This window comes from Arachidicoccus ginsenosidivorans (genome assembly GCF_007971385.1).
GTDB classification, from domain to species: domain Bacteria; phylum Bacteroidota; class Bacteroidia; order Chitinophagales; family Chitinophagaceae; genus Arachidicoccus; species Arachidicoccus ginsenosidivorans.
The window spans coordinates 5,313,531-5,332,032 of sequence record NZ_CP042434.1 but is presented as its reverse complement, the minus strand read 5'-3'; the positions used below and the strand labels follow the sequence as shown (position 1 = coordinate 5,332,032).

At 41.6% G+C, this 18,502-nt stretch carries 17 protein-coding genes; 13 read left to right on the top strand and 4 right to left on the bottom strand.

Features of this window, described 5'->3' with window-relative positions; genetic code table 11:
- Positions 1–87: 87 nt before the first annotated feature.
- The 10 genes from FSB73_RS21295 to FSB73_RS21260 all read left to right on the top strand — a co-directional run bounded on the left by FSB73_RS21295 (position 88) and on the right by FSB73_RS21260 (position 10,750).
- Positions 88–1,731, top strand: a complete 1,644-nt coding sequence (locus FSB73_RS21295) for a glycoside hydrolase family 43 protein (protein ID WP_225974250.1) — start codon at positions 88–90, stop codon at positions 1,729–1,731.
- Positions 1,732–2,081: 350 nt separating this feature from the next.
- A complete protein-coding gene (locus FSB73_RS25855) occupies positions 2,082–2,429 on the top strand; it encodes a glycoside hydrolase family protein (protein WP_225974249.1) in 348 nt (115 codons plus the stop codon).
- The gene (locus tag FSB73_RS21290; protein WP_225974248.1) at positions 2,384–3,391 is read left to right on the top strand and encodes a family 43 glycosylhydrolase; all 1,008 of its coding nucleotides are present in this window, start codon (positions 2,384–2,386) and stop codon (positions 3,389–3,391) included. Before FSB73_RS25855 ends, FSB73_RS21290 begins: the two co-directional genes overlap by 46 nt.
- Before the next feature lie 65 nt (positions 3,392–3,456).
- The gene (locus FSB73_RS21285) at positions 3,457–3,666 is read left to right on the top strand and encodes a hypothetical protein (protein ID WP_146786956.1); all 210 of its coding nucleotides are present in this window, start codon (positions 3,457–3,459) and stop codon (positions 3,664–3,666) included.
- A gap of 225 nt (positions 3,667–3,891) precedes the next feature.
- Positions 3,892–5,169, top strand: coding sequence for a Gfo/Idh/MocA family protein (locus tag FSB73_RS21280; RefSeq protein ID WP_146786953.1), 1,278 nt, complete (start codon positions 3,892–3,894; stop codon positions 5,167–5,169).
- A 240-nt stretch (positions 5,170–5,409) separates the two neighbouring features.
- The gene (locus FSB73_RS21275; protein ID WP_146786950.1) at positions 5,410–5,643 is read left to right on the top strand and encodes a hypothetical protein; all 234 of its coding nucleotides are present in this window, start codon (positions 5,410–5,412) and stop codon (positions 5,641–5,643) included.
- A 738-nt stretch (positions 5,644–6,381) separates the two neighbouring features.
- Positions 6,382–7,209, top strand: a complete 828-nt coding sequence (locus FSB73_RS25850) for a hypothetical protein (protein ID WP_225974247.1) — start codon at positions 6,382–6,384, stop codon at positions 7,207–7,209.
- Positions 7,210–7,217: 8 nt separating this feature from the next.
- Positions 7,218–8,702, top strand: coding sequence for a hypothetical protein (locus FSB73_RS21270; RefSeq protein WP_225974246.1), 1,485 nt, complete (start codon positions 7,218–7,220; stop codon positions 8,700–8,702).
- 102 nt (positions 8,703–8,804) lie between these two features.
- Complete coding sequence (locus FSB73_RS21265; protein WP_146786947.1) at positions 8,805–9,989, top strand: DUF1565 domain-containing protein; 1,185 nt, start codon at positions 8,805–8,807, stop codon at positions 9,987–9,989.
- Positions 9,956–10,750 (top strand): hypothetical protein, encoded by a 795-nt coding sequence (locus FSB73_RS21260; RefSeq protein WP_146786944.1) that lies wholly within the window; start codon positions 9,956–9,958, stop codon positions 10,748–10,750. Before FSB73_RS21265 ends, FSB73_RS21260 begins: the two co-directional genes overlap by 34 nt.
- A 247-nt stretch (positions 10,751–10,997) precedes the next feature.
- Here FSB73_RS21260 and FSB73_RS23400 read toward each other — a convergent pair whose 3' ends face one another.
- The 4 genes from FSB73_RS23400 to FSB73_RS21250 all read right to left on the bottom strand — a co-directional run bounded on the left by FSB73_RS23400 (position 10,998) and on the right by FSB73_RS21250 (position 12,702).
- Positions 10,998–11,174 (bottom strand): hypothetical protein, encoded by a 177-nt coding sequence (locus FSB73_RS23400; protein ID WP_158639650.1) that lies wholly within the window; start codon positions 11,172–11,174, stop codon positions 10,998–11,000.
- A 163-nt stretch (positions 11,175–11,337) separates the two neighbouring features.
- On the bottom strand, positions 11,338–11,580 hold the full coding sequence (locus tag FSB73_RS21255) for a hypothetical protein (RefSeq protein ID WP_146786942.1): 243 nt from the start codon (positions 11,578–11,580) through the stop codon (positions 11,338–11,340).
- A gap of 109 nt (positions 11,581–11,689) precedes the next feature.
- Positions 11,690–11,812, bottom strand: coding sequence for a hypothetical protein (locus tag FSB73_RS27090; RefSeq protein ID WP_262712410.1), 123 nt, complete (start codon positions 11,810–11,812; stop codon positions 11,690–11,692).
- On the bottom strand, positions 11,812–12,702 hold the full coding sequence (locus FSB73_RS21250) for a PD-(D/E)XK nuclease family transposase (RefSeq protein ID WP_146786939.1): 891 nt from the start codon (positions 12,700–12,702) through the stop codon (positions 11,812–11,814). Before FSB73_RS21250 ends, FSB73_RS27090 begins: the two co-directional genes overlap by 1 nt.
- Before the next feature lie 730 nt (positions 12,703–13,432).
- Between FSB73_RS21250 and FSB73_RS21245 the strand changes: the two genes are divergently transcribed.
- The 3 genes from FSB73_RS21245 to FSB73_RS21235 all read left to right on the top strand — a co-directional run bounded on the left by FSB73_RS21245 (position 13,433) and on the right by FSB73_RS21235 (position 18,239).
- Positions 13,433–15,271 (top strand): glycoside hydrolase family 36 protein, encoded by a 1,839-nt coding sequence (locus FSB73_RS21245; protein ID WP_146786936.1) that lies wholly within the window; start codon positions 13,433–13,435, stop codon positions 15,269–15,271.
- Between the two features lie 179 nt (positions 15,272–15,450).
- Positions 15,451–17,319 carry a hypothetical protein gene (locus tag FSB73_RS21240; RefSeq protein WP_146786933.1) on the top strand — a complete coding sequence of 623 codons (1,869 nt, stop codon included), beginning with the start codon at positions 15,451–15,453 and terminating at the stop codon, positions 17,317–17,319.
- Positions 17,274–18,239, top strand: coding sequence for a hypothetical protein (locus FSB73_RS21235; protein ID WP_146786930.1), 966 nt, complete (start codon positions 17,274–17,276; stop codon positions 18,237–18,239). Before FSB73_RS21240 ends, FSB73_RS21235 begins: the two co-directional genes overlap by 46 nt.
- The last annotated feature ends 263 nt before the right edge of the window (positions 18,240–18,502 follow it).

Genomic DNA, 18,502 nt, shown 5'->3' with positions numbered 1-18,502 from the left:
GGTAAAAACGGTTTTAATACCTGGAGGAATGGATTGGCCGAGATGATGCGTAAAAAAATTAAGGATAAAAGGTAAAAATTCAAACCAATGAAAAAGAGGCTATTTTTAAGGGGGCTGATGGTTTTTATAGCAATGATGCTGATACAAGCCAGGTCGCTGCAGGCACAAAAAACAAGTGAGACCCGGGTTTGGAGCGCTGATAATGGGGACGGCACTTATAAAAACCCCATTTTATGGGGAGACTGGCCTGATCCAGATATTATCAGGGTTGGCGATGATTTTTATATGGTATCCACCAGTATGCATTATGTACCTGGCTGCCCCATTATTACCTCTAAAGACCTGGTTAATTGGCAAATGGCAGGTTATGCAGTGGATCATTACAGGGAAGATCCGCGCTATAACCTTAAAGGTGGTGAAATGTATCTGCGCGGTTCCTGGGCGGCTACAATCCGGCACCATAACGGTCTTTTTTATGTCGGCTTCTGTACACCCAACTGGGGAAAAGAGAAAGGGCATTTTTCTATGTGTACCGCAAAAGATATTAAAGGCCCCTGGAAACGGACGATCTTTCCAGAATACTTATATGACCCAGGGTTATTTTTTGATGATAACGGGAAAGTCTATGTCGCGCATGGACAAGGAAAGCTTTACGTAACAGAGCTGGCCAGTGACGCGCTCTCTGTTATTGGCAAGCCCAGGCTTATTTGGGATAAAAGCATTGCGGTTCCAAAAGGTTCCACTGCTCCAAAGGGAGGATATGGCATGGAGGGCTCACACGTCTATAAAGTAAACGGATATTACTATATTACCTGTCCGGCCGGAGGAACCCAGGGTTGGCAGATGTGTCTGCGTAGTAAAAGTATCTATGGCCCCTATGAAAGTAAAGTGATTTGTCAGGATGAGTCTTCATATCCCGGCAATGGCCTGCATCAGGGCGGTATGGTACAGCTAAAGGATGGCAGCTGGTGGTTTATGATTATGCAGGACAGAGGGCCAATAGGCAGGGTGCCGAATCTGGTACCCGTCGTCTGGAAAGATGGCTGGCCGATGCTTGGAAAAGACGGCAATAGCAAAGGCGTCACTCGTTATCCAAAACCGATCACCCGAAAACACGCTGCGATCAGCCTACCGGCCACATCAGATGAATTTTCCAGCCCCAAACTGGGCTTGCAGTGGCAGTGGAATCATAATCCGGATAATAGCAAATGGAGTTTGAGCGCAAATAAAGGCTACCTGCGCCTTCATAGTTCCTTTGCCAAAGACCTAGTCTGGACACGTAACACTTTGACGCAAAGAGTACAAGGGCCTAGCAGTGAAGCTGTTGTAGAGTTGTCGCTTAGTGGATTAAAAGATGGTGATGTAGCCGGGTTTGGTATTTTTCAATCTCCCTACGCTTATATTGCTCTTAAGCAATCAGGCCGAGAAAGGATGCTGATAATGGTAAATAATGGGCAGGTTATAGACAGTGTGTCGCACTTTACAACCCCAAAAATCTGGATTAAAGCCCAGGCAACCGATCAGCAATTTATGGCCCGGTTTGCTTATAGTACAGATGGTACGCATTTTAAGTGGATGGGCACTCCGCTACACATGGGACTAGGCTATGCCTGGACCGCCAATCGTTTTGCACTTTTTAATTTTAATACCAAAAAGGGTAATATTGGCGGTTATGCTGACTTTAACTGGTTCCATTTTACGGGTGCCAACCCTTCCATCAAAGCCAGATAGGCAAAGCAATCAGCGTGTAAAAAAAAACAGCCAAACCAGCGAATCCAGCCAAGCCAGCGAAATTTCTAAGATGGGCTGCCTTGAAGGATACTGTGGCCACCAATAAGGGCGAACACAATGATGAACACAATGATTAAAGCATTTATTAATACATTAATTGAAGTAGTTATTTAAGTAATCCTTGTAATTAGCTAATTGTAACTGAAATAATTTAAGATATGAAGCCGATTCATCTTTTTTTGTCATTGACCTTATGTGTGCTAGCAAGTAGCTCGGTTGATGTAAAGGCGCAATCAGGCAAAAAACATACTACGGCCCTGCAAAGCGAGCTTTCTACCAAAAAAGTGCCTATGGCAAAGTTAATACCGAGTTCGCCCGAAGCTGCTTTCAGGAGTTTGAATCCGATTGCGCCACCGGGTTTATATATTGCAGATCCAGAAGTGAGGCAAGGGGCGGATGGTAGGATTTACTTATATGGTTCAAAAGATGAACCAGGCAACGCTTACTGTTCAAGATCCTATGATGTGCTCTCAACGACTGATCTGGCACTGTGGCAGGTGGATCAGATTTCCTTTGCAACGGCTGGAGTAGGCAAACAAACGAATTATACCGATCAGATTTTGTATGCGCCAATCAGGATGAAGGAGTTGCCGTGGCTAGTTCGCCGTTTGGTCCCTTTAAACATGGCCAGATCATAAAAGGGATTAAAGGCATTGACCCTTCTGTATTTATTGATGAGGATGGCCAGGGCTATCTTTTCTGGGGCCAGGGATATGCCAAAGGGGCAAAACTGACACCGGATTTAATGCATATCGAAGGGCCGGTACATGATAGCCTGCTTACCTATGAGAAAGATGCATTTAACGAAGGCAGTTCAATTAGAAAGCGAAATGGGATTTACTATTATGTTTATGCCAGTCATATCCGCCACGGGGAGTCCAACTGTGCAACGCTTTGCTATGCCACCGCCACCAAACCTTTAGGTCCTTATACTTATCGAGGTGTGATTATTGATAATTGGGGCAGCGGTAAAAACTTAGTCAATAACCACGGTTGTATTCAGCAGATAAATGGGCGTTGGTATGTTTTCTATCACCGCCCGACCCATGGTAGCCAAACCATGCGCAAAGCCTGCGTAGAACCGATTTATTTTAATGCAGATGGAAGTATTGATAAAGTAGAGATGACAACCCAGGGAGCCGCAGGACCGATCAATCCCCTGCAAAGGATGGATGCTGCAAGGGCCTGCCTGATGCATGGAAGTGTGATGGTTAATCTTCGTCGTCCCAAAAACGATATACCCGTTGAATATCTAAGTGATATTCAAGATGGAGATGATGCGTACTGGAAGTATTTTGACTTTGATCAAAAAAATGTAAAAACTTTTACCTGTAAATTATGGGGGCCCAACCAGCCGGCCACTATAGAGATCCACCTGGATAGCGCCAAAGGACGACTTATAGGAAAGCTAAATGTAGCACCCATGAAAGGTGAAACAGCTTTTACCATCCATAAAACCTCCGTTAAAGCCGTTTTAGGTAAACATGCGGTTGTATTGGTTTTTAAAGGGCATGGTCAGTCAGGCAGTCATGCAAACGCCCAGGCTGAGCCGGGTAGTAGCCTGTTGAGCCTGGAGTGGTTTGTATTTGGTAAAGATTAAAGCTGCTGCTAGCCCGTTTTTGCTTATTAAATAAAGTAGATTGAAAACTGACAAAACTTGGCTGATTGGATGATGAAAATGAGTCTCAAGAAGCGGATGGTGCATCTCCCTTAATTAATATCCCAATTCCAAGGCGCTTTGTCCAAGGTGTTTGTCGATCAAGGCGGATCACAAAATTGGTTAAGAAAACACCAGAAAAGGTCAATTTAGATCATATGGGTTACGGGGTAATCATTTATTTTATGCTCAGCGGTTTGAATAAAATGATTAATTAAAGAAGTTTAGTGATAATTGTGATTTAATGGAAGAAGGTTATCGTACGAAAATGAAAATCGAAATGGCAATCGAAATCGAAATGCATTATTTTATGCAATAGATGGGTAAAAGTTGGATAATGCGAACGGTATTGCTGTTTTTCAAAATACATTCGTTAATCTGTAATATATATTGGTTTATAGTTGATAGACTGTTTTCGATAAAATTTAAAAGGTAGGCGTTCTATGGAAAGAAGGAAATTTATACAACAAACTGCATTAAGCGCGATCGGCCTTACAGTAGTGCCACGCCATGTGCTGGGCGGCAAAGGCTTTCTTGCCCCCAGTGACCGGATTAATCTGGGCTATATTGGGACTGGTAAACAATCCCGTGGCTTGATGCAATATATCAATGGCCCCAAGGAGACCATTATCCAGGCTGCTTCAGACGTTGATGCCCGCAAACGGGACTATTTTATTCAGTTGGCCGGAAAACTCAATGAAAAAAAGGTGGCGACAGCAGTAAAAGGCTATAAGCACTACAGGGAACTTCTGGAAAGCAAAGATATTGACGCAGTAGTAATTGCGACACCTGATCATTGGCATGCCCAGGTAGCCGTAGACGCGGCCAAAGCCGGCAAGGATATTTACTGCGAAAAACCACTTTCTTTAACCATTGCAGAAGGCAGAGCGATGGTGGATGCCACCCGCAAATATAAGCGGGTATTTCAGACGGGTAGCATGCAACGTTCTTCTTATAATTTCAGGCAAGCAGCGGAACTAGTGATAAATGGTTATATCGGTCGGATTAAAGAAGTCAATGTCTCCATTGGAGAGCCGGTTAGACAGTGCGACCTGCCAACTGAACCAGTACCAGCTGACCTGGATTGGGATCTATGGGTGGGACCTTCTCTATTCAGAGGCTATAATGCCATACTTGCGCCGCCACTGGAGGCCGATGGATGGGCCTGGTGGCGCGGTTACAAAGATTTTGGTGGCGGCTATGTGACGGATTGGGGTGCCCATATGTTTGATATTGTACAATGGGCCTTGGGTATGGACCATTCAGGCCCTGTGCAATTTATGCCGCCCAAAGTACCAAGTGCTAAGGAGGGATTGTCCTTTATCTATGCAAATGGGGTAGTGGTCAATCATAAAAATTGGGGAGAAGGCAACGCTATACAATTTATTGGAGAAAAAGGTAAGGTGGAAGTCAGCCGTGGGTTTCTAAGGACAAATCCAGAAAACTTGGCCAAATTGCAGTTCAAACCGGGTGATAAACGTTTATATTATAGCGATAACCACTACCAGGATTGGGTGTCTGCCATCCAAAAAAGAACCCGACCCATATGTGATGTAGAAATCGGCCACCGCACAGCAACAGTATGTAACGCAGTAAATATTGCCTACCAATTGCAAAAGGACATTAGATGGAATCCGGTTACAGAACATTTTGATAATGAATATGCAAACGCTATGGTGGATCGCCCTTATAGAGGAAGTTGGGATTATAGAAGATTTTAGCTTTGATTTTTTTTGGACATTGCGTGATCATGTGTATAATTGAGCAAATTAGTAATAAGCAATCACATCAGGAAAATTGCAAAAAAATGCATAATAAACTATAGCAATGTCAAAGTTAACTTCAATGCACTTCACCGTTACCAATAGTGGATAAGGTGATTATTCTTTGATCTATTTGCAATTGGTTGATTGCTAGTAAGGTAAGTAGGTTCAATGGGGATAATAAGAATATAAAGATGAATGAAAAAGATGAATGAAAAAGATTTAAATAATTTAAATGAACAGCAAATTACAATGCTACGGATTTTGAGCAACCCTTTTCCTGACAAGTATTTTGAACAGCTCAAACAACTGGCCGGAGACCTGTTATTGCAACAACTCGATGATGCGATGAATAACGATATAATGGCATATAGCAATATTAGGAAAAGCAGAGTCAGGATAATGGCGAATGGCGGATATAAAGGAAAATAGGTGGAGTATTAGGCTAAATTGGGAATTACTGGCCCAAAATGGTCATTAATGTAGCATTTACAGCTGCCTTTTTTTCTGTCAATATTTATCGAAGAGGTCGCTCTTTAAAATACAGGGACTGTGCATCTCTTCCGCAGCTTTATTGTATACGTTTAAATACAATAAAAAGTGCAAAAAATAAATACAGTGCAATCCATTTTACTTTTAAAGCCTTGCGCCCTTTTTGTGCACAGGCGGACTCGCTAGCTAGGTCTTATCAGAACAGCTAAATAGCAACCAATGCACCTTCTTAGCAATGGTTACATTACTTCTTGATCAGCAAACTTATCAGATGGCAAATCTGTCGACTCAGCTGCTGATTATTTTAAGCCCTAAAAGAGCTTTGCCTGGTTTTAAGTGATAAAGCAAAAATAGTATCAGTGATGGTCAACTTAAGGGTTGTTGATTTCTTTAAGTTTTGGCATCTTTACCCCATGTTTATTGATTGAATTAAGTATTAATGATTAGTCTATGGTTATTCAAAAAATACTGTGATGGAGGTATATGGGTTTAATGGTCTTGATAGGATTTAAATTAGTAGCAAATTAGCCTCGAATTGACCTAAAAACGGCTTCAAAATACTTGACTTGTAGGGCCGTTAACTTTACTCCTCAATCTTGCCTATCAGATTAATCAAAAGATATTCAATCTGCTGTTTTTATTAATATCATGGGGAAATAAGAATTAAATACAAGTACTATGCCTGCAATAAAACGAATACGGAAGGTAAGGATAAGATTAAAACGGGTAATACTGCTAGGTAAGGTAATGCTGCCGCTTAGTTTGCTATTGATTTGCACCAACAGTTTTGCGCAGTGGGATTTTTCCACTGCTTATTTTAAGATTCATATTGATAATAAAGGGTTTATTACCAGTATGAAAAATATCAGTGTAGCACCTAACCGTGAATTTAGTCCTGCAGACAAACCTTCTCCGCTACTAAGATTATATGATGGACAGCAAAAGAAATATTATCAACCCCAAAAAGCCCGGTATAATAAAGACAATAAAATACTTTCTTTGGAATTCTCTAATGGCGCTCTAGCCAGGATCAGATTAACGACCCAAAAGAAATATATAAAGTTGCAATTATTGGCTCTTAAAAATGGCGCATCCATAGAAGCCATTGAGTGGGGTGCCTATCGTACCAATATCAACAATTTATTGGGAGAAATTATCGGTGTGGCCAGAGATACCAGTTCCCAGGTCAATTATGCCATCGGCATGATGGCGCTTAATGATAATACACTAGGTGGGCAAGCCACCACCATAGCCGATGCGGCCCCTTTTCAGTATATTATACATTCTCCCGACTCCAAGCGCTTTCCATTACCAGATTCTTTGCATGAAGGTCAGGTATTTTCTCTGGGGGGCAACGGTATTAGCGATGTTGCTTTTTATGCGCATAAAGAAGCCTATTACCGCATTATGTATGGGGACGCCGCCCAAGTGGATGATAAGGGAGATATCTCCATATCTTACCAGTCCAGAGATCGTCGTCCTAAAAGAGAGGTCTTTTTTCCTTAATACCACATATGGCAGCCAATGTGCCCAACCATATTGAGGTGGAACCATTGCCCGGGGTGGATTATATCGGCTCAGCTGTTGTCTTATGGGGTAGCCCGGATAGTACTGCCCTAATGGATGTGATCCAAAATATCGTTATGTCCGAAGGATTGCCCTATCCGACCATTAACGGCAAATGGGTAAAGGATCCCGCTGCCTTTGTTCCAGACGCCATGAGTAGCGGTAATTTATATGACAGTATTATCTCCTATACCCGGCAATTGGGCTTTAAAGCCATTAGTTTATATGATCAAGGTTTTCTAAGACCAGATCGTGGCAATCATGGATATATTGATGGTCCGCATTTTGAACATAAGACCATTAAAATGACAGCAGGGAATATTTCTGAGCTGGAGCTCTCTAAAAGAGCTGCCAAATATGGCATTATAATCGGCAGAACAACCATTACCAATTCTTTGGCACCGGGTACCCAGGACGTCAGTCCGGTACCCAGTGACAGTCTTTGCTATCAGCAAAAGCGGCTACTCACTAAAAATATTGGTCCAAAGGATACCATCATTACAGTGGATGACCCGAAATATCTAGACGAAATCGCCAGCTGGGAAGGGCACTGTGCAAACCTGAATATGATCAAGATCGGCAAAGAGCTCATCCATTATATGGGTGTTTCCAAAACGGCTCCCTACCGATTATTAAATGTCAAGCGCGGTTATTGGAAAACAAGGGCTGCCAGCCATGCATCCGGTGATACAATTTACAAACTGCAGGTAACGGTCAATTATGGCTATGACGGGTTAATCCCTAATATGGAATTGCAGGACCAGATCGCCAGGTATTACGCAGATGTATGTAAGATCAATGGGCTGGCCTATTATGATTTTGACGGTCAGGAATTCTTATTCAATAATGGGCATGGCTATTATTCAGCCAAGCGCTTTTTTAGAAAAATGTTTGAACACGCTAAGGCCATTGGGGTGCCTTATATTCGCTTTACCGGCGCTACGCTTTCAGAAGGATCCTGGAATTATCAAAGTGTCTGGAACGTTGGTGGTGGCAAAAATCTCTATGATGCTGATACCAGGGAGTGGGGGAGCACGACCAGTCAGGGGAAGGATTTAAGAGATGTTACCTATGCTAACTTTTTCCCAGTTGGTATGGGTGGTAATTTTCCGATCAACAAGGATTCAAAGGTTTCTACTTACGAGCATATAGAGGCGGTATCAGTGGGCATAGGTTCCACCTATAGCTTAAAGCTTAATCAAAAGGACGTTGAAAAATGCCCTGAAAAAGAGGCCATTTTTGGGGTAATTCGAACCTGGGAATCAGCCAGGGCGGCAAACGCCTTTCCCAGGTGGGTTAAAATGCAATTGGTGGATCCAAAAAGGAGTTGGACACTGCAAGCAGGCCAGGATGGGAATACCTGGACCCTGTTTGAGGTGGTTAATGGGGTAAAATCAAATCCAATTACACTAAAAAGAGCTGCTGGTTATTAAGTGTTATTTATTAATGAGTTATATAGGACTAGGCCAGGTGGTTTCAAAAAAAAGTTATAAACTGGCAAATCAGGCAAAACGCACTTATTAAAAAAAATTACCATGAAAATCTTCCATTCCATCATTATTCTGACGCTTAGTCTGGTAGCGACACTGCCTGTTCGGTCCCAAAATAGCAGTTTGCCTAAACACTATTTTGTGGCAAAAACAGGCAGCGATCAGGCTGACGGTTCAAAAGCCCATCCTTTTAAGACGATATCTGCAGCGGCTAGCAAGGCGATGCCAGGAGATGATATTACCGTTCATGCTGGTGTATACCGGGAGCAGATTACTCCTCCTAGAGGCGGCAATTCGGCTACAGAGCGAATTGTTTACCAGGCGGCTAAGGGGGAAAAAGTGGTCATAAAAGGTTCTGAAAAGATCAAAGGCTGGGAAAAAATTGCGGGCGATACCTGGGTGGTTAGAATCCCCAATAGCTTTTTTGGTAAATTTAACCCTTACAGTGATCTGATAAAAGGGGATTGGTATACCCCTCCCAAAGGTGCTAATTTTCACACGGGCGCGGTGTATTTAAATGGCGATTGGTTAATGGAGGCTATTGATCAAGAAGATGTAATGGGGCCGGCAAAGCCAAATGATCCTAGGTGGTATGGTGTAGTAGATAGCACCACTACAACTATTTGGGCGCAGTTTATCGGCGTTGATCCCAACAAGGAAAATGTTGAAATTAATGTTAGAAAAACGGTATTCTATCCAGATAAGCCCTTTATTAATTTTATTACGGTCAAGGGTTTTACCATGGAGCAGGCTGCTACAAACTGGGCGCCACCCACTGCTGAACAAGAAGGGCTGATAGGTACCCATTGGAGTAGGGGCTGGATTATCGAAGATAATAATATCTCCTATTCCAAATGCGTTGGCATCGCGCTGGGTAAATATGGAGATAGTCATGATAACAAGCAAACGGAATCGGCAGTAGGCTATGTGGGGACAATCAATAGAGCACTCGCCTTTGGGTGGAATAAAGGTACCATAGGTAGTCATTTGGTTCAAAACAATACCGTTTCTCACTGTGAACAAACCGGCATTGTAGGTAGTATGGGTTGTTCTTTTAGTGTCATCAAAAACAATATCATTCATGATATCCATGTAAAACAACTTTTTGGTGGTGCAGAAATGGCTGGTATTAAATTCCACGGCGCCATAGATGTACAGATCACAGGCAATAAAATATACCGTACAAATATGGGCGTATGGCTGGATTGGATGGCCCAGGGGCCCAGATAAAAGGCAATTTGTTTTATGACAACTTAGGACCCGATATCTTTTTGGAGGTGGATCATGGACCTATGCTGATTTGTAATAATATTTTACTCTCCAAAAACAATTTATTAATGAATTCCAGCGGCGCAGCCTTTGCTCACAACCTATTTGCTGGTGGGGTGCAGGTGATTTCATATGACGCCCGCAAAACACCGTATATGTTACCGCATTCAACCTATGTTGTGGGATTGCATGATAATCCAGGTGGCGATGTACAATTTATAAATAACCTGTTTACGAAAGGAGCCAATGTCAGTGCCTACAAAAAGGCGATCTTGCCTGTTATTTTCAAAGGCAACGTTTATACCAAAGGCGCCATAAGAGCTGTTAGCGGCAGCGCAGATAAACAAAGGAGCTATGGTGAGATCAGTAAGGAAGCCAAGGAGAAATTAAATAAAGCACAGGATCAATTGGCCAAAGAAACAGATTTTCTGGTAGCGGGCCAATTTGATGCAGCGCCCCAGCTAATCGCAAAACAAGCCCAGGCTGGTAAAGTTCAGTATCTTAAAATTAATTTGGATAAGCAGTGGCTTGAGCAAAGGCGTCAAACGGTGACAACCAAAAGGCTGCATAATGCGATTGTCCCTAATTTGCCTTTTGTCAACCCAGACGGCTCTTACTTACAGCTGGATACAGATTATCTGGGTAATAAACGAAATCAACAAAACCCCTCACCAGGCCCATTTGAAATTACTAAAACCGGGGAACAACAAATAAGGTTTTAAAATGCTGATTAGTGGCATTTATAATAAAATACCCCTGATTTGATAAGAAGCATGCACTATGTCGGCTTACAGCCATTTATTGCTGGATTATGCTGTGGCTGATTGCAAGTCATCGTCTGCCAGTTCAAATGGGGGAAGGTTATATTTTTATATCAGCAGTTACTTTCCCATGAAATTCTTACCATAAAAAAGTAAATAAACCGAATAGATGTATATTCGGTTTATTTACGAATAAGACCAGCCGATTTTATGGAATAGTATGTTCCATATTGGCTTTTATTTCTTCAATCTGATGCAAAGGAAGTTTTAATAATTCTGATATTTGCTCTAGCGAAAATCCGCGATTTTCAATCAGCTGTTCAACAACCTCTAAATTGCGTTTTTCAATGCCTTCTTCTCTACCTTTCCATTCCGCAGAATACAACTCAGCCTAATAATTTTCTTCTTGCTTATTAATCACATGGCATTTCTTCATCATTCATTTGTTTAAATAAACTTCATAGCTATTGAACCTTAGCATGCTCAAAATAAAATCAAGTTCAATAAACTTCACTACGCCAATTAAGCGCAAACAATCATCATAACTTTTATGGAATTGCATGCTCCATATTAGCTTTTATTTCTTCAATCTGATGCAAAGGGATTTCAGAAATTTTAGAAATCTGTTCAATGGTATAAAGATTGTCCTCAATAAGCCTTTCAATCATCATTACCTTCCCCTTTTCAATGCCTTCTTTTCTACCTTCTTCTCTACCTTGCAATTTTGCAGAATACAATTCAGCCCAATAATTTTCTTCTTGTTTATTAATCACATGGCATCTCTTCATCATTCATCTGTTTAAATAAACTTCATACCTATTGAACCTTAGCATGCTCAAAATAAAATCAAGTTCAATAAACTTCACTACGCCAATTAAGCGCAAACAATCATCATAACTTTTATGGAATTGCATGCTCCATATTAGCTTTTATTTCTTCAATCTGATGCAAAGGGATTTCAGAAATTTCAGAAATCTGTTCAATGGTATAAAGATTGTCCTCAATAAGCCTTTCAATCATCATTACCTTCCCCTTTTCAATGCCTTCTTCTCTACCTTCTTCAATACCTTCTTCTCTACCTTGCAATTTTGCAGAATACAATTCTGCATAAGCTCTTTCTTTTGTCTATTCAATGCGTTGTATCTTTTCATCTCTTCTTTATTGAAGTTAGCAATTCGAGCCCTTTCAAAAAGTGGCCTATATTTTTCATTGTCCAGGCTAGCTGGGATTTCAGTCAACTTTCCCATATTCGCCAGTAAAAACAAAAATACGTCTTTTTCTCCTTCTAACTCATCAATTCCTTTGTTAAATTTTGAAAGCTCAACGGTCAAAAGGTTCGTACAAACCAAACTTACTCTTTTTGTACTTCTGCTCACAATTTCATGTAAATCAACACATGGGCCATCTTTTAACTCAGGCATATTAAAATCAGTGATTACTACCCCAGTAATTGGCCAATGGTCATACTTATAGTCCTCGCCGGGGCGCATTTGGGTAGAATGATAACGGGAGGTATAACAAAATGCACGCTTCAGCATAAAAACGACATACTGTTGCTGCATTTCCAGATCAAATACCCGACTATGCTTATCATTGAAGCCAAAATCAAATATAACTTTTCTTTCATCCTTAATGCTGCCCAGCATTTCAGATTCATCAAAATCAATATCAAGCAAGGCTTCAATAAATCCGTCTCCTAATGCCGTGATCATCCTTTTTAAATCCTCCTTTCCTTCTGGCGATCTAAAAACTCTTTTAATACCAAAATCTCCTTTCAAACTTACAAATACACCACCTTCGGACAAAGGCCCAGTAAGCTTCATACGCCTTCCATTCTTAGAACGTAAAGCCTTCTTGCTAATCAAAGTATTTTCTCCACTTGGCACACGCAATCCCTCAGGGTTCATTTTCATAATTTACCTTTTTTCAAAATACAATAAAATATAAGGTCGCTAGCAATTGAACAAGCAACACCATTTAAGCAAACTGGTAGGTTTAATTTTTCACACACGCACCCAAAGACAAATCGAAATTCTAAAATTAATATTTGAAATACCTTTAAAATATCGTTGAAATATAAGTGCAATACAATCAGCAATGGCAGGTTCGTTTCACAAAATTAGAACGTTTTATTTTTACAAACAAAATAATTTAGAATAAAATTTAAAATAAAGCTTAAAAAAAACTTATCGTCATAATTAGAACAAAATATGATCAACTTCAATCGTCAATTTTTACTTTGGCGGCCGATAAGTAATTTGATTTTTTCCCCTGCGATAAAGAGGCCATACGCTTTATGGAATTTGGCGGTTGTATCCATATTGATCAATCAATGGTGGTTATAATTTGCCAATTGCAAACCTGGGAGGCAATTTTAGCAGTAGACGTCCTTTTGCACCGCATAAGTAATCTAAACTTATCAATTGGAAATTCAAATGGCATATGGGCAGTTTTGCCTTTTTGCAATGCAAAGTGACAATTTTAGCCTTTACAATATGCTGCCCTTAATCAAAATGCGTCAAAAAAGCATCAGTTAAAGTCAATTGTGGTTTATTATAGTAGGTTATAAATGGGTATTTTTACGGCTATGTTGCTGGTATAGACGTAAAATAAATTTTACCATCACTACTTTACCCATTTATAATGAGACGATATTTTGCTTTAATTGGTATGCTGTTTGTCGTTATATTACTGCACGGGCAGCCTGTAAAACCTGGGAATAATCTGCCAGCCTTTATAAAGGCCTTAAAATCTTCCCGTCCATATGCTGAGTCCCCTTCTGCAAACGAACTTAAAACCGAAGGGCTAACCATACATCGAAAGTGGCAGGGCAACGTTTGTCATTCCTATATTGAAAATAAAGGTGACCTGCCAGTTACGATAGGCAATATTGTCCTTTTTGAAATGAACGGGCATTTACTCGATCCTGATAGTAAAGTTTATGGTGAAGGATTTCAGATGCTGACCCAAATAACCGGAACATTAGCGCATCCGCTGCATGAAAGTTATACAGATGAAGGGCATTATCATATAATCGGCCCCCATAAAATGCCGACAGCCTATGGATTGTTCACCTTAACACAGGCGGATAATCAGTCGTTATTACTTGGATTTTCCACCTGCGAGCGCTTTATTGGGTGCATCAGTTTTACGCCCAAAAAAATAATGGTGTCCATTGACGCCGAAAACCTGGTTCTACAACCTGGTCAGCGGGTGCAACTAGAGGATTTTATGCTACTTAGCGGCCTGGATAAAAACAAATTGTATGACCAACTGACTAAACAAATAGCCATTAAACACCCGCCGATCTTCGGTAAACAGGTGCCTACCGGCTGGTGTTCCTGGTATTGTTACGGGCCGGAGGTAACCCAAAAGGATATCGAAGAGAATATGGATGGGCTGGCCGCCAGTCTTCCTGAAGTAAAATACATTCAAATTGATGACGGCTATCAACCCCATATGGGTGATTGGCTGCAGCCCAATCCCGCTTATGGATCCCTGGAAGGTACTTTAGAGGCCATCCGCAAAAAAGGCTTTGTGCCAGCTATTTGGCTGGCCCCATTTATTGCCGAGAAAGATTCAAAACTTTTCCAGCAGCACCCTGACTGGTTTGTTCAAGACAGTACGGGTAAACCCCTGGTTTCTTCCAGTGTCGGGTTTGGTGGCTGGCGTAACGCTCCCTGGTATGTTTTGGATGGAACCAATCCGCATGCGAAGGCCTATATTAAGCATGTTGTAAAAACCATGCGGGAAAAATGGGGCGTGGAATATTTTAAGCTGGACGCGAATTACTGGGGGGCGATTCATGGCGGGGTGCATTATGATAAATCAGCAACGCGTATTCAGGCGTACCGGGAAGGTATGAAAGCTTTGCTTTCTGCCTGTGGAAAAAATACAGTGGTTCTGGGCTGTAATCAACCTATGTGGCCGTCGCTGGGGCTTATTACCGCTGCCCGTACCAGTAATGATGTATCCAGAAACTGGGCCGCATTCAAATCAACAGCAAAAGAAAATCTGCAGCGCGGCTGGCAAAACGGCAAACTCTGGTATACGGATCCGGATTGTTTTTTAATTGGCGCCAATGGCGCGGAGGGAAAATCGCTTACCGCAAATGAATTCCTGTTTCATGCGACGGTTGTGCATGCCATTGGAGGCCTGGTTTTGCTGGGAGACAAGTATAATTCGCTTTGTAAACAACAATTTGCCATTATCAAAAAACAAATACATCCGACCGGTAAGGCTGCCCGATTTTCCGACGATTTCTTTCAAACCGGCATAACAGACTTAGGTAAGGTTCAGTATTATTATTTTTTAAATTGGCATGACGATACACCCACTACATTAAAAGTCAAATTAAAGGCCAAAGCTACCCTTGAAAATTATTGGCAGGGAACGCCACTTGGCATCCATCAAGGTGAATATACACTCAAGGATTTACCGCCCAGATCGGGACTGATCATCAAGGCGACTGATGTTGAGTAAGGGTCAAAGGAAGTAGTAGTAGAAGAAGAAGTAGAAGTAGTAGTAGGGCAAATCTGGATCTACCATTCAGTACATACACCATGGCTAAAATTTATTAAATTAAGTTAAGTTAACAGACATATCCTGTTTGCCCGATCCTTAATTAACAGGCTTTCAAAAATATTAAAAGTTCAAAAATAATGGCTACACCATTTCATAACCAGGATCCGAAAGTACCCACTCATGCATACGTACAGGCAAATTGCGCGCAAAAATTGAAATGTACTGTTTTTGATAGCCCTCATTCATCAGGTGCCTTAAGTTCCTTCAGGTATCCGTTAAGCATGCAGGGTAAGGGTGATTGCAAGGGTGCTTGCAATGGAAATTATAAAAATCGCCTTGTAACAAAAGCGATTCGTATTGTAACTGTGTTGTTGATCGCAACGCTATCCTCGTCGGCGCAGCCACTTGTAAATAAAAAATATATAGGGCATGCTCAGGCGAAAACATCGGCAGCAAAAGCGTTCCTGAAAACGGCGGTCGAGGTCACGCCGCCGTCAAAAGGGACCCTTTTAAAAACAATTTATGCAGAATTTTTGGTCAGTAACAAAGGGTTTATCACTTCAATTAAAGCCAGGGGAAGTGGCCAACAGTATTGCCCCGTTAAGGAACCTTCGGCCTTACTTAGTCTCTATAGCAAAAAAAAATATATCCTGCCTGAGGCTGCTCGTTATATTGCACCCGGTAAGTTTGTACTGAGCTATCCAAATGGATCTAAAGCCACTATACAGGTACAGCAAAAGGGCAGTTACCTGAAATTTACCCTAACGGAACTGACCCGTCGCACTGGTATTGATAACGTCGTCTGGGGACCCTATAAAACCACTATTTCAAAAAAGATAGGGGATTTGATCAGTGTCGTACGCAGTGATGATTTTGCCATAGGGATGCTGGGACTGGATGACAATACGACAAGCGGTCCGCCCAGTGAAGGAGATATGTCTTTTATGTATTATTATATTCATAGCCCGGACCCAGATAAGTATCCGCTGCCGCCTGATTTAAAAGAAGGCCAGACCTTTAGTATAGGCGGAGATGGCATAAGTGATGTCGCCTTCTACGCCAGACCAGAACAGTATTTTAGGATGAATTATGGCAACGGTGCAAAGCTGGAGCCTGAATATGGCTCCTGGATTTGTATGCATTCCAGAGATCGTAGCCATGAGCAGATGATTTATTTTCCAGATTATCCAGATAATATTGAAGGAAAGGCCAATTCTTCACGTCACCAGCTGGTTGAACCGGTGCGTGTCGGCTATATCGGCTCTTCTATTGCTTTATATGCCTGCCCCGATACCCTTGGGTTAAATACGATCGAAAAGGTGGTGCTGGCAGAAAATCTGCCGCATCCAACCATTGATGGTAAATGGGTGAAAGATCCTGCAGCCTTCCGGCCGGATATTGCCTGGTGGGGTGTACATGACTCTTTGGCTGCCTATGCAAAGGCCTTGGATATCACTGGCATCCAGGATGAAGGATGGGGAGAATATTATCCAAACCGGGCCAAACCCTGGCCCAAAAAAGGAATTAATTTTTCTAATGGCACTGTCATGACGATACCCGCCTATGGAAAACAATTGCAGCAGCAAGGATTACGCTATGGACTGCACACCTTATGTGAGTTTTTACAACCAGGTAGTAACAGCGATGTTACGCCTGTGCCCAGTGACAGCCTGTCTGTTATGCAAAGAACCGTCCTTACAAAGGATCTGGCTGTGGGGGACTCTATTATCACGGTTAAAGATACTGCTTATTTCAATGAGTATGGGGGCTGGGAAGGCAACCATACCAATGTGCTGAAAATAGGGAAAGAATTAATAGAATATGACGGCATTACAACTAAGCGACCCTACACATTTTTGAAGATCAAAAGAGGCTATCATCATACCTCTAAGGGCAGCTATAAAGCCGGTACGACCATTGAAAAATACAACCCAATTGTTACCGGGGTTTTGCACCCAATATGGCACTGCAGGACGTGTATGCTGATTACTATGGTAAATGGCTGACCGAAGGCTCCATGGATTATATAGACTTTGACGGTCTGGAAAGTTGTATGTATCAGGGCCATGGTCAGTATTCTTTTAAACGTTTTTTTAGGGGGTTATTTGACAGTTATTACCGCCATGGCGGTAAATACCTGAGAGTTATGGGCAGCGCCGTCCAGGAAGGTAGCTGGCATTATATGAGTGTCTGCAATGTAGGCGGTGGTGATCATATGTTTAATCCCGTGTACAATAAATGGGGTATTGAAGGCAAAGACATGCGCTACGTATTTGAAAGCAGTTATTTTCCGGCTACTTTCGGCATCCAAAGCTACCAATCAAACTGGAGCTTATATGATGCAGAGAACCTGGAGGCAAAATCCATTGGCTGGGATGCCACCTATATGTTGGGCCTAAGCCAGCAGGCGGTGGAAGCCAGTGGTGAAAAAGCAGCTATCTTTAAGGCCATCAATATCTGGCAGCAGGCGCGCAAAGCAGCTATATTCACCCGGACCATCAAAGCCCGATTGAAAAACCTTAAGTATAAATTCCACCTGGAAAGATCCGCCAGTGGCCGGTTCAGCCTGTTTAGCGTAAAAGAAAACAGGTTTACAGATACGCCACTTGTCGCTAAAGGCACCGTACTTAATTTACAAAATGAATTCGATACGCAGCCCATGGATCTGTCTTTGCAACTCCATATGCCAAAAGAGAAAAGCATTCAAGGCCTGAGTATACAGCTGGCTGGTGCTAAAGCCATTACCATTCATGAAACTTTGTTGAATGGACAGTATATCTTAATAAAAAAGGCGTGTTATATATGGCTGATCCAGGACGCAAACCACTGGACACCATTATGGCAAATACCCGGCAAAAAATCAGCAAAGGAAAAAGTCAAATTAAAATCAGTGCCATTCAACCAGATGCAGATTTGCAAGCGGTAAAATTTGAACTGGTGGTACCTGTAATTAGTAAAGCAGAAAATTTGTAAGAAAATGAATCGTACTATTCATCCAGGGATTATTCAATTAACAAAACAAATCAATGGAAAATAAAACAATCTATAATAATACAATGCAAAATAAAACAATGCCCTGCAAATTGGGGTAATATTCAGGTGTAATATTCAAAAATAATGGGGATTTTTACAGAAATTGATTTGTTGGTTTTGGTCGTTAAAGCGTTAATAAAATTTTTATTTGAAGGG